12 protein-coding genes and 1 pseudogene are annotated in these 16085 nt (G+C 41.9%); all 13 read right to left on the reverse strand.

Annotated elements, in window-relative coordinates:
• Window positions 1–111 precede the first annotated feature (111 nt).
• A pseudogene (locus E5987_RS13435) lies at window positions 112–447 on the reverse strand (phage baseplate protein); the annotation flags it as partial.
• Window positions 448–570: 123 nt separating this feature from the next.
• Window positions 571–969, reverse strand: coding sequence for a phage baseplate protein (locus E5987_RS13440; RefSeq protein ID WP_420901716.1), 399 nt, complete (start codon window positions 967–969; stop codon window positions 571–573).
• Window positions 938–1081, reverse strand: a complete 144-nt coding sequence (locus E5987_RS04065; RefSeq protein WP_160334816.1) for a hypothetical protein — start codon at window positions 1079–1081, stop codon at window positions 938–940. The genes E5987_RS13440 and E5987_RS04065 overlap by 32 nt, the downstream gene beginning before the upstream one ends.
• Before the next feature lie 10 nt (window positions 1082–1091).
• Window positions 1092–1520 (reverse strand): hypothetical protein, encoded by a 429-nt coding sequence (locus E5987_RS04070; protein ID WP_160334817.1) that lies wholly within the window; start codon window positions 1518–1520, stop codon window positions 1092–1094.
• Entirely contained in the window at window positions 1501–2367 is an 867-nt protein-coding gene (locus tag E5987_RS04075; RefSeq protein ID WP_160334818.1) for a phosphoadenosine phosphosulfate reductase domain-containing protein, read from the reverse strand. The genes E5987_RS04070 and E5987_RS04075 overlap by 20 nt, the downstream gene beginning before the upstream one ends.
• The gene (locus E5987_RS04080) at window positions 2367–3395 is read right to left on the reverse strand and encodes an H-type lectin domain-containing protein (RefSeq protein WP_160334819.1); all 1029 of its coding nucleotides are present in this window, start codon (window positions 3393–3395) and stop codon (window positions 2367–2369) included. Before E5987_RS04080 ends, E5987_RS04075 begins: the two co-directional genes overlap by 1 nt.
• A complete protein-coding gene (locus tag E5987_RS04085; protein WP_160334820.1) occupies window positions 3396–3854 on the reverse strand; it encodes a hypothetical protein in 459 nt (152 codons plus the stop codon).
• Window positions 3855–3926: 72 nt separating this feature from the next.
• Window positions 3927–7472, reverse strand: coding sequence for a TipJ family phage tail tip protein (locus E5987_RS04090; protein ID WP_160334821.1), 3546 nt, complete (start codon window positions 7470–7472; stop codon window positions 3927–3929).
• A complete protein-coding gene (locus E5987_RS04095) occupies window positions 7469–8116 on the reverse strand; it encodes a tail assembly protein (protein WP_160334822.1) in 648 nt (215 codons plus the stop codon). Before E5987_RS04095 ends, E5987_RS04090 begins: the two co-directional genes overlap by 4 nt.
• Complete coding sequence (locus E5987_RS04100) at window positions 8106–8930, reverse strand: NlpC/P60 family protein (protein ID WP_160334823.1); 825 nt, start codon at window positions 8928–8930, stop codon at window positions 8106–8108. The genes E5987_RS04095 and E5987_RS04100 overlap by 11 nt, the downstream gene beginning before the upstream one ends.
• A complete protein-coding gene (locus E5987_RS04105; RefSeq protein WP_160334824.1) occupies window positions 8851–9555 on the reverse strand; it encodes a phage minor tail protein L in 705 nt (234 codons plus the stop codon). The genes E5987_RS04100 and E5987_RS04105 overlap by 80 nt, the downstream gene beginning before the upstream one ends.
• Window positions 9555–9890 (reverse strand): phage tail protein, encoded by a 336-nt coding sequence (locus E5987_RS04110; protein ID WP_160334825.1) that lies wholly within the window; start codon window positions 9888–9890, stop codon window positions 9555–9557. Before E5987_RS04110 ends, E5987_RS04105 begins: the two co-directional genes overlap by 1 nt.
• Window position 9891: 1 nt before the next feature.
• Window positions 9892–16080 carry a hypothetical protein gene (locus tag E5987_RS04115; protein ID WP_160334826.1) on the reverse strand — a complete coding sequence of 2063 codons (6189 nt, stop codon included), beginning with the start codon at window positions 16078–16080 and terminating at the stop codon, window positions 9892–9894.
• Window positions 16081–16085: the final 5 nt, after the last annotated feature.

The raw sequence follows: 16085 nt of genomic DNA on the forward strand, positions 1-16085 counted from the left end.
GGGATTCTGAGAACCTTCTGTTAACCAGTAGGAACCAACGGGATACAGTTCGAGTTTTGCTTGTTTAACTGCCTTCTCGATTGCTTTGTTTAAAACTTGTTCTAAATTCATTTATGCTGTTCGTTTCCAACAGTAAGTAACTACATACGGTGGAAGGTTGTTATGAGGTTGATTACCACCACCGCCGTTGACAATGCTTTTTAAGTTGTCAGGAACCATAACGCCGCCATCTGCAACGGCGCAGTCAGTGGCTGCCAAAGCATCAAAGTTTGAATCGTTGATCGTGAAGACTGCGCCAGGATTACTAACCATAAAAATCTGTTTGGTTATGTAGTGACTGTGTATTGGCAATTCTGATGCCGTTAGAGTGTGGCTTGCTTCACCGCCCGTTTGTCCTTGTTGATAGGTGTCTCCTGCGGTCAGAATGAACCTATCTTTTACCTGTACCCACGTCCCGCCAAAATTTCACTGGGGGGGGGTAGATACATCAGAAAAGTAGTAACTGCCCACGGGATGGGCTTCTAACTTTGCTTTCTGAATTGCTTTTTCTAATAGTTGTTCTAAATTCATTTACGCTGTTCTTCGCCAAATGTATGCGCTTCTGTAAGGCTGTAGGTTATTGTGAGGTTGAGAACTACCTGCTGAAGAAGTTGAGCCCGTCCATGCTCTTGAGGCCTCAAAACCTACTCGATAATCCCAACCAGTATTTGTAGTTCCCTCTCTTCTTGTTTTGCCACCACCTGCATAGTAAAAAGCTCCATAAGGTTCTTCTTTTCCGCCACAATCGAATGTCGGGAAGTTGCCTGTGATTTGCATCGTGCCTCTGTCGTGGGTGTGAGCTGGCATTTCCGAACCACTGAGAGTATGCGTTGCTTCCCCGCCCTCACTTCCTACTGGATAAGTTGAGTTTGCTCCGAGTAAAACTCTACCTTCGAGTTTAACCCAAGTACTTACCCCCCCCCAGTCCAAGAATTTCAGCAGGGTTTCTGTCTTCTTCAGTAATAAAGTAACTTCCAACAGGATGAGCTTTAAGAACCGCAACCTCGCCAGCTTTTTGAATCAATTGTTTCAATGTTGCCATTTAACTCTTCCTAGGTGCCCGCAAGACTTGCGTATGCTTCATCAATCTGAGCTTGAAGCTCTGCTTTGCTGACATAATTTGCAGAGACACTGTTTTTGAACGCTTCAAACTCTGTCTTAAGTTTTTCAAACTCTGATTGATCGGCTTTTGTTTTTAATACCACTTCGTCAACTTCGTTAAAAGCCTCCACAATCGCTTCACCAAGCTCAATAATGTCGTTATCGAGACTTGCTAGGATGTCTACCCAAACTCCTCTTCTGCGCTGAAAGAGTCTTTGTAGGTCAGATCGAAAGCAAAGCATGCCTTCCTTTAAGTTCTCTTCAGGAAATTCAATTCCTGCCGAACACGTAATGCTTGCTTCGTCATTGTGCAAAATTAACGGCAACGAATCTTTCAGCGGTGTCGTTAATTGGATTTCTTTATAACCTTGTGCCGCCATCTATCGCTTCCTTTTTCGGCCTTCCCCGTTTGATATAAGTATTGGCCCACAGAACTTTCGCCCAGACGCCTTCATGACCCTTTGAGTAGTAGTAAGTCGCTGTTCCGTTAGCTGAACCCTTTTGAAGATACTTTTCCCACATCTCAATTTTGTAGAACTCGATTTGAGAGAGATCACTTAAAAGTTTTAAATCTGCTTTGTTAGCTAAGATGCAGGGAGTGCAACCGACACGAGAAAATCCCATTTCATAAAGCGGATTAGCCTTGATTTCGCTCTCTTCTATCTTCTTGAAGACATCTTCTGTAGTCCAAGTAAGAATAGGTCTTATATCCCAACACTGAGCGCCCGTTTTCTTGTGTTCTTTTCTTAATTCTCTTTCGGGGAGCTTTGATCTTTTCACCGATTCATCAGCTCTGACACCAGTCCAAGATTCAACAGACTCTCCCTTTTCAAGAAACTGATTAACAAAGTCATCAAAAACTTTTACCTTCAGTTCTTTTGTGCAGAACCGATGATTGAAGTCGGGAAACCTTCCATAAACCAAACAGATATCAAGAAACGGGTTTCCTGTCGGCTTTATGAGTTTTGCAATCTCAGGTCTGTCTTTAAGTCTTTCCGCTTTACGCTTCAATCTTTCGGTGCAGTCTCGCTTTAACCTTTTGATCTTTGAAAAACCCTTTGATTGAAAAAACTCATCGAGATAATTCAAATATTCGTAAGTTAAATGATGTTCGTTTCCTGTATCACAAAAAACGAAAATGACGTCTTCAGGTTTGTTTTGTTCCATAGCGAGCAAAGCGACTGCTGTACTGTCTTTACCGCCCGAAACGGATATTATTTTTCTCATTAGTAACCTGCCGCTGTCCACGTGAATGTGCCTGTAGTCTTCTGTCCCTCAACGTCGTAGAGCATCACATTGAAGCCCGCAGTAGTGACGTTTGTGACTACAGGTCTAATGGCTGTAAGGGCGTTACCAGAACGCATGGTGACTGTGACTTCTGGCGCAATACTGAAAGGTCTGCTGAACTGAACGTTACCGCCATAGTTTCTGTCTGTGACGGTGCAGGAGCCTCTGTCATAAACGTCATCAACGTCAATAGAAATATCAATTTGCTCTACAAGCCCACGGTCTGCCGAAGTTGATTCAATTGCTAGTCGGAACAGTGCTTTCTGATATTCGTAATCGCCCGTAATAAATTCTTTAAACGTTGTATAACCGACGTGACGGCCACCATTACGCACGAATTTATCAAGCGTGTCTCTTGACCAAATGCCGCTCTGAATGAAGATGTCAGACAAGACGCCCCGAGCGACCTCTTTGATAGCATCATAAAAACTGATCGTCTGCGCTTTAAAGACACTGATGTCTTTTTCATTCTTTGTAGAATCAAGCGAAAGAACCTCGCTGTAATCTCTAATCCAAGAAATTCTTCTTTCACAAAGATCGTGCAGAATTAAAGCATCACGCACAATCTGTTCAATATCCTTTCTAATTTCGTCTTTCAGTAAGAAAATCTCTTCGCAATTTTTCCCAATAAGAGCTTCCCTTACTTCAGTCAAGGCAAAACTCTCTTCAATCTCTCGATTGAAGACTAGAGTGTTGCTGAGACTGTCAGAAGCAAGAATGTTCTCTTCAAAAGTGAGATGCGGTCTTGCGCTCTTTTGGGCAAGAATGCTTAATGGCTCAATCTTTTCAACAGCTAAATCGTTGACGAAGAAGTCACTGGTTGCAACTTCTTCTTCGACATTGGCAACATAATTTGTTGGGAAGTGCCAAAGCCAATTTCGATCGTCATCCCAAGTGCCCAATCCTTGATTCTCATTCACCCATGTTCGCCACTTGGCCTCTGCGGGCGAAATAACAATGGAGGACATTTATGAGGACTGAGACATTGTGAAGGTAAACGTCATCTTGAGCGTATCTTCAGCCCCTTTATTGATGACAGGAAACACAACACGGTCGATCAAAGCACCTCCAGTTTCAGCATTCTGAACACTGGCTTCGGTCAAAGCGCCTGTTGCTTCGCCTTTATTAAAGGTTGTTTCGAAGGTAAATACCTTTGTTCCTGCATCGTGCGCATATGTTGCGGCCTTAGCCATCAACTGTGAAACTAATTCTGTCTGTGTACCAGTAACCGCCGTTGTACCAGTGCCAAGAGCAATGTAGCCCATCGGGGCAGGACGAGATGAAGAGTTGCCAATGGAGTCTGCAATAAAATCAAATCCAATGTTCAGAATGGCGTTGTGTTTGTGAGTTACCTCGTATGTGCCGTCAGATTTGAAAAGTTCAGCCGTTAAGCAACCAACTATATTGAAAGTATCTGATTTTTTCATTTTATTTTTATTCTTATGAAGAAAATATTTTATATAAATTTCAAAATATTGTCAAGAACTTTTTATAGAAAATTACGAACTTCGCCCCACTGATAATTTTTTCATAACACCCTGAGGAGTGGCGGCTACTGTAAAAAAGTTTGTTTGTTTACCTAATATCCCATAACCGAAACCACGTTCTGTTGGGGTTTGGTGAAAGGCAATGCAGTAATAATCATCAGGCGTCATGTCAACAACAAAAGAAAGATTCTTTCCGTCGCTACATTCAACATTTAGTGTTTTTTCTTCTGTGTTGTAATAAAACTTGTAGAAACCTTTTCCGTCTTCCGTTGTTAATTGCAAAATTTCCGCCCAAATGTAACGACCTTGATTCTGAGCTTTAAACCAAAAACTGAATCTAAACTGCTCTGGAATATCAACCAACTGCCAATTCGCATATGTCAACGGGTTTGTCAAAAAACCCGACGAGTATCTGCCAAGATCATAATGTTCCTGTGCGCTAGTCGCTTTATACCCCGAAAGCGTATTTGTGTTGCCCTCAAGCGCAATCCCTTCATAATCAGAAGAACTTAGTCCATAAGCTAAAGCAATTTGCTTAAACGACTCAACGTCGTTTTGATCGCCTTCTAAACTCCAAGATCGCTCTGCTCCTGGCGCAGTAAAGTCGCATGTTAAATCATCCCAAGTTGTGGTGTCGTCTCTTGAAGAAGCAACAGATGCAACAGTTGCCGAGAAGGAGTTATGAGCATAGTGCGTTTGGTAAAGATCAACAGGGATGATGTATTCACAACGTCTTCTATCATCATCCATGACCAAGTCATCACCTTCGTTGTGCATGTAAACACGATGATTTGGGAATCCAAGACTTCTTTCGTGCATTTCAAGAACGATGTTCTTGTCTTTGTCATTAACAACACCAATTTCAACCCAGTCAGCAGATTCAGAATAAATTCCAGGCATACAAACAGCTTTAATCCAGAATTTTCTTCTTGTTTCTGCACCAACAGGAATGGTGCAGTGGTTCACCTTTACTTGAACCAATAGTGTTGAAGCCGACCAGTTAACACCTTCTCGAATTTCATAGAAAGTAATATCGGGTTCGGGATTGGAGTCCCACTTTAATTCAAGTCGCTCATTTGAACGAACTACTTGAAAGTTAACGGGCGTTATTGGTGCTTCTAAGACAAGCTTTGTTGTTGTGACGTGCTTAGAGAGCGAACCATCGGCGTTAATTGCACGAATGTGGTAATAATAGGTCCCTGCTTTATCTTGGTCGTGAATAAAAGAAGTGCCTGCGAAATTAGTAATAATCGTTTCGCTAGCATCCCAAGAGTCGCCAACTCTAATTTCATAACCCAAAGCGCCCTCAACCGCTGTCCAGTTCAGTTCAAGATAGGTAGAGCGCTTGATAATGGTAAAGTCTTGAATATCATCTGGCGACGGTAGTCCGTCTTCTGAATCATAGAATGTCTCAAGTGGGTCAGACAAAGTTCCCAAAACGCCTTTGGCATAGACATAAATATGGTAAAGACCATTCTGAGCATTGGGAATCGTGTAGTACGGAGACTTTGTTTCTACAGAGGTCCAAGCTTCTCCGTTGCCGTCTTTATCTTCAATGCGATATTCAACAATCCACGACGAGTTATTTTGTGCCGGCGTCCAAGACAGCTCCAAATTACCCGTTTTAAGGCCAGTGGCGGACTTTGAAATTGAAATTGATATGTTGAGATTCGTCGGTTTACCAACATCGTATGGATCAATTTCAGAAGTGTTGGGAAGCGAAATTTCCCAGCCCTTTTCAATAAGATCGTATTTCCCTTTGTTGTAGGTAATACAGTCAATATTGAAAGTGCCTTTTTCTTCACCTTGAGAAATGTTGACCACTCGTGCAATTTGAGGAACAAGGTTCTCTTCCTCAATAATCCAAATTGCATAATCAACAGGTAAAGATGGAAGTGGCTCATCCCAGAAGACCTCTGCTCTTGCTTCGCTATCCGAAACTTTCAACGTTCTTGTGACGAACGAATTGTCGGGCATTCTGATAGAAATCTTTGGATTAGCCTCTGCTTTAAACGCCGTTTCAGCATCTAATGTTGCGCTCGTTAACGTACATGACTTCAAGCGCCCACCAAGTCTTCTGCCCGCATGGTATGGGTCGTGAATCTTAATGATGTCGCCAGGAAGAACAAGGGCAGAGTCCAAACCGACAGTAAATGAAATCATGTCTGATTCGTACTGCTCGGTGTAAAGAACCCATCTGCCTGCTCGAATCGCCTGGCCTCTGGATGTACATCCAAAAAGCGTCAGTTCTGATTCACGCACGCCCCATTTTTCTATAAGGTCTCTGTCCTCAACGTACTCAACAACCTGCTTATAGTTTTGGTCAGGGTCGTTCCATGTAATCAAAGCAACAGAATGTCGCTCAGCCCTTGAAGAACCTGTATATCTAAACTCCCCGTTTACGACATTAGCTTGAGTAAAAAGGACTGACGGTTCGGTTGGTTTGTCACAGGTAAAATTGGCTTGACCCATTGCCCAATAGGTCATACCTCTGAAAACTGCCGTAATTGAATTGATTAATTCATAGGCTTCAGAACGTTCTGTGACCTGTGTATTAATGGAAAAGCGCTTTTCTTTTTTTCCAAAACCATCATCTACAAGCTCGTCGCAATACCGTCCAATCTCATAGAGTTTGGCTTTATTCACTTGTTCTGGTTTAATAAACTGACCCAATCCCCATCTAGGGTTAGTAAGCAAACCATACAAAATCCACGCAGGATTGTCTGAGACTTCAAGTTTGAAAGTGCCATCCCAAACACCTGTATATGTATTGCTGGCCTTGTCATAGTTGCTTGGGACTTGAAGATATAAGCCATCAACGATGTATGAGCGAGCTGGAATATTGCTTAAATTTTCAGCAGTGGCAGAAATACCAATAATTGCTGAGTTTGGATAGTTCAGCTTTGTTTCTGAAATAAGAAACATCGTTGTAAAAGAAAGTGCGGCAACATAATCATCATCCGCTTCAGGAGACAGTTTGGTTAATCTGATTAGCCACCGCTCTGGCGCCTTCCCCTTTGAATCTTTTTGCGGAAGCTCAAATGTATAGCTTCTTTGGTATTGAGAAGATGTTTTGCCTTCAACTTTTTTAGTGCCATAATCGACAAAATCATCGTTGTTAATGGCAATCTCAAATTTAAATTCAATAGAGGTTTTCTTTAGGCCGTTATCAACTCGATAAAGATAGGGAATTGAAATTCCACAACGAACTTTATCAATATTAGTTTCTGTAATTGAACGTACAACAGGATAATCGTGTTTGACTTCAGCTCCGACCTCGACAGGAATAACCGTGCTTTCAAAGCCCTGCATCGTGTCCTGAAAAGGAGTACCTCTGGCTTCTTTAACGTAGACATTATCGTAGTTAAAGGAGCCAGACTGATTCTGAAGCGGAACATCATCAAAATAAATTGATTTTGCTCCATCAACAAGACCTCCAATTTGACCTTCGGAAATTAAATCTAAAACTTGTAACGAGGCAATAGAAAATAAAGTATTTTCGTCATTAGACTGCTTATTCCCCTTACTGCCTCCTGCTCCCGCAACGTAATTTGTCATTTTCTATCTTTAATTAACTCAACAATTCCAGGTTTTCCAGTCTGAGTTTCGTTCGCTTCAGAAGTGTTGATAGAGGAGCTGATTACTGCGGAACCTACTTTACAGCGACCAAAAATCAAAGGAACTGGGACTCCTTGTCGAGTGGTGTTTTGAGCGCCGTTGAAGTAATAAGATGTGCCTTTATCATCGTTATCATTTCTTTTTACCCTTCCCATAATGGCGGTAACAATAGAGCTGACCAACATTCCAGCTCCTGCAACAATTAAGCTAGCACCAAATTGCGCACCAACTCCTGTCCATGACGTACAAATGCAAACAACAACACCAACAACGATCATGAGCGCCCCGACAACAGCGCCCATAAATTTACCCGCACCATAGACGGTCGGAACAAAATGAATCTCTTGCGGTTCCTTGTGCATTAACATTGTTTTTTCATCCAACGCTTCGACTCTTCCGTCTGCATATTTACAAATAATCATGCACTTTTCGTAGCGACTAAGATTGTTTCTAACCCATTGAGCAAAATGCGGTTTGTTGGCCCGTATTAGCTGTAACGCTTCAGCAGGAGTATGAATATCTAAAGTCCACTCTCTGCCGAAGTTTCTACCCATAGCCCCCTCTAAGTAAACCTTAGTTAACATTCTTGTGTCTCCAATGAGAAAGGGTGCGTATTTGCCAATAAGACCCGCCATAAACATCGGTATTGGAAAGACGACCATTAATGTGGTGCAGAATCTTATCTTCTCCAACATAAATAGCTACATGATCAGCTCCGCTTGGTCCTATCTGAATAAGGAAAATGTCACCCTTTCTCGGCTCTCCGTTAATCAGTTCAAAACCAAGCTCTTTGGCTTTATTTTCAAAATAATTATCTTCATTAAGCCATGGGTCTTCTTCTCTTTCCCATTCACCTAGATCAATGCTGTACTCTTGCTTGTAGTAATCTCTAAGTAAGGTATAGCAATCAAAGGTTCCATAACAATAATTTCTGCCAAGAAGAGGTTGTGCAAAACCCGTTGGGGCTAAAACCTCGACATTTTCGCCGAAGTAAACTTCTCCCTTGTCGTTTTTATGAACTTCGCCAATAAACCAAGTAAGTTCAGTATTTTCACACCCTTGTCTATCTGCGTCACTAGGTTTTGCATCGCAATTGCAATGTGTGTGCCAAGCCCCAATAATTTCCCCCTTACAGAGAGTCTCTGCATAGTCTGAGGCTGAGATTAAAAAGTTATGTTCGGGTTCGCTAGAAATGTTTTTACATTCCACTGGAACACCCTTCTTTCCTTTCTTGTAAATCAAGCCGCAAGATTCTTTGGGGTAGTTTTTAATTCCTGCTTCTTTCATCAGGTTATAGAGTTCTTTTGTAATTTTCATTTTAAGTTCTTGTTGCTCCAGGAAATCCACCAAAGGGAAGAATTGCAGTTCCTCCACCAACCGAACACCAACGAATTTCACACGCTTTCAATGTTTTAGGGCATGTGTCGTCCTTCTTGTTTAAACATGGCTTGTTGTCTTTATCAAAATAACTACCTTGATAGTTACAGTTGCCGTCTCTGTAATTCCACTGGCAAGAGTTTTGAATGATCTGCCGTCTCGGTAGTTTTACGCCCTGCAAGTCATAAGCGCTAGCCAACTCCCATTCAATCAAGTAACGAGTTTCAAGTGTTTTCTTATCAATAAACCAAACATCAGCGGGAAATTCTTGCGTAGGGTCGGCAGAGGGGTTGCCGTCAGGGAAATTAACTGCGTCTAAATATCTTACGAAAGTTCGTTTTCTTGTTAAAGTCGCTCCAATTAAGTCTTCGGTTTCTCTAAGCAAAGCTGAGAAAATACCGTTGACATTAGCAACTCTAAGTTTTGGACGTGGAAGACTACCCTGAGTGTTTATATCAAAACCTTCAGTTTCAATGGGAAGAGCAACGTATTCATTGCCCCTCCATATAACATTTTTATTAAGACCAGAAGTTCCAGTATGAAATCTAAATGGCTCTTCGTTTGCTGGAGCTTCTTTTAACGTAACTTCATACAACTCTATTAATGCAGTTGGAGCGAGCTTTTGTTGTTCCGCTTTAATTGTCATTACTCAAAAACCTGTTCAAAAGTTGCCGATATTTCATAAACGCCAAAACTCGATTGTTTTGTTGTCCAAGATCGGCAAACGTATCGATTAACATCCCCATCGGGAGACTTCCATTCAAAGTTTTCAGTAGCGTTTCTAGCCCTTAAAAAATTTTTTATGGCTGTGTGAGTTTCGAGATTAGTAGTAAAAGTTACTGTCCAATTTTTCGGCGTAGAGTTGATTAGATAGCCAACTCTTGCTTCATAGCCGTCTCCAAATTTTGTAACGTTAACAAACGGCTGTTCTTCGCAACTAGCACCTAAGTCAGGTGCCCATATAAATTTAGGATATTCCATTCTATGATTGTGCTAAAAGTCCACCTGGACGAGATTGAACAACGATTTCTTGCTTCACAATAGCTTTAATTCGATTCGCAAGTTTTGTCATATCGGAAGCATCCTTACTTGCTTGAGTAGCGTCGGTAGAAGAAGACTCTGAAGAACTTGTTGTTGATGTGTTATTAACATTTATGACAATGCTAATTTGATTACCACCAGCAGTCTCAGAAACACCGCCGTTATTTCTAAATGAAACAGGGATTGAACGACCGTCAGGCAGAGGAACAAATGCTTCTGGCATAGAGCCTTCGCCAAACAAAGCTAATTGTGGAGAATTTGCGACGCCACCAGAGGCATATTTGCGTAAATCAATTTCTCCGTTCGAGGTCATAATGCCACCATTAGCAAATGAACTTGGTTGCCAACCCCAACTACTAGCATCTGGAACTTTAATTCCCACGCCAGCTGTACTGCCCATCGAAACGCCTGTAGCTCCAGCTGAACCGTTTGCAAACGCCCCTGAACTCCCGCCAACAGCACCGCCAACAGCGCCAATCACTGAGGTAATTATTCCTGTGACTGCCTTTGCCGAACTATTTGCAGATAAAGAAGCGATAAACTCAACAATCACATTTGCGGCAGACGAAAAAGCATTCTTAAGCCATTCAATTGGGCTTCCACAAAGTTCCATGAACCCATCTGCGAGAGAGGAAATCCCGTTTCCCATCCAAGAAAATATTTCCTTCGTTGAGTTCCAAAGAGAACCACATCCTTCAGAAAAAGAAGTGGTAAAGGAATCCCACCAAGTTGATTGCTCCTCTCCACTTGCGGCAGTAACTAGCAACGAAGAGGTGCCGTCGTCAATGGACCCTGTATAAGAGGTTTCAACACCATTAGAGTCAACCCCCGTTGTAGCTTTTGATTTATTTTTGCTTAGAATTAAATCTTGAATTGCCTTTCCGCCGAAAGCCGAATAAAAGCCGTTACCAAGCATGCCGACACCAACGTTGCCAGAATTCTGAAGACTTGCATCTTGTCTATCTGCTTCTTTTGTGTCGCCTAATAAAGTAGCTATGCCTTTGTTTATCGTTCCGCTAATCATAGAGAGTAACGGGGCAAACGTGCCCTGAAGAATCTGCCTTCTAATAAGAGTCAGAAGCTTATAAGCGTAGTCCCTCCAAGAATCGAGATTTCCGTCCAGCATTTCTTCAGTCATGTCGATAAATCCCGACATCATTTCTGACTGAATGTTGTCCAAAGCGCTAGAGAGATCAGTCCATTGTCTGACTAAACTTTGTCCAACCGTTTCATTATCTCTAAGCCACTTTTGGTCAAGCTCAAACATATTTTGATTGAAGACTTCTCTGGCTTTTACGATATTGTCTTCGATCTTTTTAACGTCTTCGCCTCTCTTTTGGGCTTCTGCTTTTTGATCTTCGAGATTAGCTATTTCGTGTTCAAAATTATCCGATTTTTGTTTTTTGTCAGCTTGATATTTTTCCCAACTAGCTTGAGTTGAATTCATGCCATAAGCACGTCTTTCAGCTTCGAGATTCTTGTTTTCAATCATTCTCGAAGATGTGCTCTTCATTAACTCTGCACTAGCGGTATTTAGCTTTATTTCATTTGTGATCTTTTTAATTTGTTCATAGATCGGAGACTTGGGGTCAAGCTGACTAAGAAATTTGGCAACTTCTCTATTTAAAGAAGTGATGGCAGTCGGAAGTTTTTCAACACCACCGTTTGCTACTAATTCAGAAGCGACATCTAAATCCTCTTCGGCTTTTGCAGAACTTTGAGCAAATTTAGAAGCGGCGTTTTCTGCTAATTTAAATTGCTCAGCTAAATATTTCATCTCAGCGAGTTCGCCAAGAGTCTTTTTAGTTACAGGGTCTTTCTTATTCCAATCAACATTTTCAGCCGACAATCCCTTCTTCTTATCAATAAGATAAGGAGAATCTTGCGGATTCTTATTACTTAAAGAAAGACCTCCGTTAAGAAGTTTCTGCAAGACAACTGCTCTGGCATAATCCATGCCCTTCTTGCCTTGTCCCGCCAGCAGAGACAATGTATTGGCTTTACCTTCTTCAATCTGAGCTTGAAGAGTATTTAAGAACTTAACATTCTGAGGAACGTAATAAGACGGCGGAGTGCCTTTGTCTTTGGGAGTAGCTAAGTCTGTAAATGGGGACTCTTTATAAGCCTTCTTCCCATTTTTGTCTAAAACAATATGCGGATTATCAGCAAAAAATAACTTACTAGTATCGACAACAATTGAACCGCCACCATTTTTAATACTTTCTTGAAGCGTTCCGTCAACACGTATTTCAGTGCCGATCTTATCGCTCTCCAAAGAAGTCAAACCTGTCTTTAGAAGCTGTCTGCTCACCAGTTCGCTCAAAAGCTCAGAAAATGCATATAAAGCTTTCTCGTTGTCTTTTACTGTTTTAGTAAGCTCGGTAAACGCTTCATATTCTTCCTTGGTTGCTTCAACAATCAGGGCATCTACACGAGCCAGCTCAGCCTTTTTCTTCTCTTTTTGTTCGTCTGTTTCGGCATTGAACTTAAGAACCTTTTCTCGATAATCAAGAAGGTTTTTGTACTCGTATTCTTTGTCATTGCCTGCGGGATTAAAGAAGGAGGAGCGAATTGTCCCGTTAAGAAGGTTGTCTACCGCCTTCTGATTTTTAGCGACATAGTTGGAAAACATATCGCCAAGTTTTTCACCTAGTTCAAAATTAGCGGTCTTTTCAAACTGAACATAGCCATCTTTATCTTCTTTGACGTACTTCCAGTTTGCTTTACCGTTAGCTTGAGCAATTTCTGTCTTCAGGTCGTAATTGGAGCGTTCAAGTTTCCCAAGAGCATCTATTAACTCCTTGAGCACGGTCTGTTGGTTGATGTCTTGAATGTTAAAGTCTTCACGCAGAAAACCCTTCTTCGTCAAAAGATCAACAATATCCTGTACTGACTCGTTATTTGCTCCAATATAGCTAGTCTGAGGATCGTCCCCCGTCAAACCAACTGCTGAAACGCTTTCTCCGTTCTTGACCTTAGTTCTTAGCGCTTCGGTAAATTCGCCACCGTAGTATGCCCCGATTAAATTCTTTGTATTTTCAATAAGGTCAACGGTTTCATGCTGTTTCTGAGTTGCTTTGTTGGCCTTATCTTGCTCTTCCTGGAAAATGCTATGAGCTTTCCATTTGGCTTTCAGCTTATCCAGCTTTTCTTCAATAATATTGCCGATACGCTTTGATTCGCCATCGATTTTTACTTCAATGTCGGCAAACCAAGAAGCAACAATAGAACCTAAGTCAAAAGCTAATAAGGCAGTGCCAACCATCGGCAACATTCTCAAGAACAAGCCGCCAATTTTGGTAACGATTTTAGATACAGAAGTGTAAAGCTTGAAAATACGACCGTTTACCTTAGAACAAAAGGCGTCTATTTCTTGATATGCAGTTGGAATTTGAGAGTTGAAATATCTCTTTGATTCGATTTCGGGAGAAATTGGACCAAAGTTTGAGGTCACTCCCCAACTTCTGTCCATAGCTTTACGCCAATTCTTTTTTTGTTCTTGCTCTTGAAGACTTTTCAGCTCCATTTTGCCCCTTGCAACGTTATTTAAACGTTGAAAGGCCATCGCAACCATGCCAATTGCAGGAGCAAGAGCTACTGTGGCCGCTAACATGCCGTTCAGACTTGTTAATAGCGGGTGACTTTCGTTAAATTCAGCGATCTCAGTAATGAACTTAGAAACAGAACGAGTAAGGTCTGCAAAGTCTGCAACGATCGGCTTCATCGACTCTCCGAGTCTTGTCATTGCGACTGTAAACTCTTGCGAAGCGACGTTCCAGTTTCCTTTTGCGTACTGTTGCTGAAACCACTCCATTGGGTCCATCTGTTTTTGAGCAGATTCAATTGTGTAGCCAGAACGCTTCAGAAAGAATGGGTTCATAAAGGTTGCCATAGCCGTTGTGGTACGGTGTTGGAAACCCATCTGAGCAATTAAAGATGTAATCGCTTTCTGTTCGTCTAATACATTGACGTTCTTTAGAGTTTTGTTTTTACTGTCAATCTGATCGTCACGATAGAACTTTCGGGCCTTCTTTTCATCCCACTTACCATTTCTATCAAGATAAGTGCCACGCAAGAACGCTTCACGCATTGCGCCCATGGTTTTAACAGGGTCGTCCCACATACCCTGCTTATCTTTAAAACCTGCTTTGGCAATTTCCTTATCAGCGCCGCCCAGAATCTCCATTGTTTGCTGAGCAATGTTTTTCATATTGCTCATGGCCTGAACGAACGTGATGCCGCCTTGAGTTGCTCCTCCGTCAACTTCCATGTCCATTAGGCGAGACAACTTCCCATCTGGCGTAATGTTAAATAGCTCAGACATCATCTTCTTGGCAGAGATAGATGTTGGTTTGCCCGAAGCTGTTAACTGCAACATCTTAATCAAGTTACCAACTGTGGAAATGCCTGCGCCCGCACCACCGCCACCGCCATGACCAGCGACTTTAATCTGTTCAGCAAAAGCAACGAGGTTTAATAAACCTTGGTCGCTCATCAGCGGAGCGCCTGGACCTAGGTTACGAAGAATCGTTTCAAAGTCTTTAACCGTGACCTTACCGCCCGTAACGTTCTCAACCTGCCAAAGTGTTTTGAACGTTTTTAACATGGCCGAAGGGTCAAGAGTCTGCTGTCTCGCTTCAACAACACCGAAGTAGTTTTTGATGATGTTGGCAATTGTGTCATTTGAATAACCAAGCATCTTGCTACCCTGAGCATATTTCACTGCTTCAGGAAGAACCATCTTCAATGAGTCAGGGTCAAAATGACCCATTGAAGTCATGCCAGCAAGAGTTGCGTCAATAGCTTCTGCTCTGGACAACAAAGGCGAAGATTTAAGAATTCTGTCGGCAATAACATCAAACTGTCTTCTGTCTTTTGTATTTAAGTTCCAAGTGTCAACTTGGGACTCCATTTTTTGAAGTTTTGCTACAGAATCAAAAGAGCCTCTAAGAACTCTATCTCCGAGAAAAGCTCCACCGCCATACATCAGCAAATCAGACAAGCCATGATGAATGTCGCGTTGCAGATAGTAGCGCTGACGCTCTAACAGTCTCAGCTGTTTTTCCTGCTCTTTAGTTTTGAGCTGTTGGTCACGCAACTCCTGTCTTTGCTCTTTTGCTAGTTTTTTTTGGCTTATCTCAGCTTGCTTTTGTAATCTGACGCTCTGCTTTTGATTGTCTAAAAGAATAGCGCTTGTAAGAGCGAAACCTTTTGCCGCTTCTTCGTTTTTAAAACCAAGAATTCCAGACTGTAAGTTTTGGACAGAACCCAGACCTCGAATTTTTTCTTCGATTTTCTTGCTGAGCGGGGTATAAGGCTTGCCAGCTTTCTTATTTTCCTCAACAAGTCTTGCTTGAGCAATTTCCTGTTCAGAAAGGTACCGAACCCCAAAATGTTTCGCCAATAGGCGTCCAACTTGATATTCGTTGGACTTTTTTATATTGTCGATGTAGGCAGTTTCGGTTGCAAGCTGTCTCTGATTAGCTAACAGTCTCTTTTCGAGTTTTTGATAATCGGCTCGATTAGCATATTTGGGCGTTACAGAGCGAATTTTGTTGATGGCTTCTTGATCTTGTCTAATTTCAGCCATCAGCTTCTTACGCTCTTTTTCTTTCTTTTGAATGTCGTCGAAGAGCTGTAATTGAGCTAACTGTTGCTGTCTCTGCTTCTTATACTCAGTAGTAACCCCTTTGGCTTTTGCTAATATTTCTGCGCTTTGCCCAGCAAAACTAGCGTATCCCCCTTTCAGACTGTCAACAAGCTCTTTCATTCTTGCGAGCGACTTATCGTCGTCCATTCGCAGAAGAGATTTTTTAGCACCGCCCTTTAGGTATGGGTTTGTCTTTCGGCCATGAGCGTAAACAACTTGAAGATTTTGAACAGTTGTATCTAATGTCCCCTCTCGGACATTCTCAAACTCTTTCTTGATTCTTTTTGCCGACGCTTCAACTTGCTTAGCTGTCTTACTAAAATGCGAGCTCAAGTTGTCTGCCGCTTCTTGTCCAGCCTTTTGAACCTTTTTAAACTCGTCTGTTAGTTCAGCAACTTTCTGTTTGGAGCTTTTGGTTTCGTTTTTAAATTGCGAAGCGTCAAGTCCAAGAGAAATTGTCAGAGAATCAATTTGCGCCATTTGCT

Origin of the sequence: Parasutterella muris, assembly GCF_009767915.1 — a bacterium.
Lineage (GTDB): Bacteria > Pseudomonadota > Gammaproteobacteria > Burkholderiales > Burkholderiaceae_F > Parasutterella > Parasutterella muris.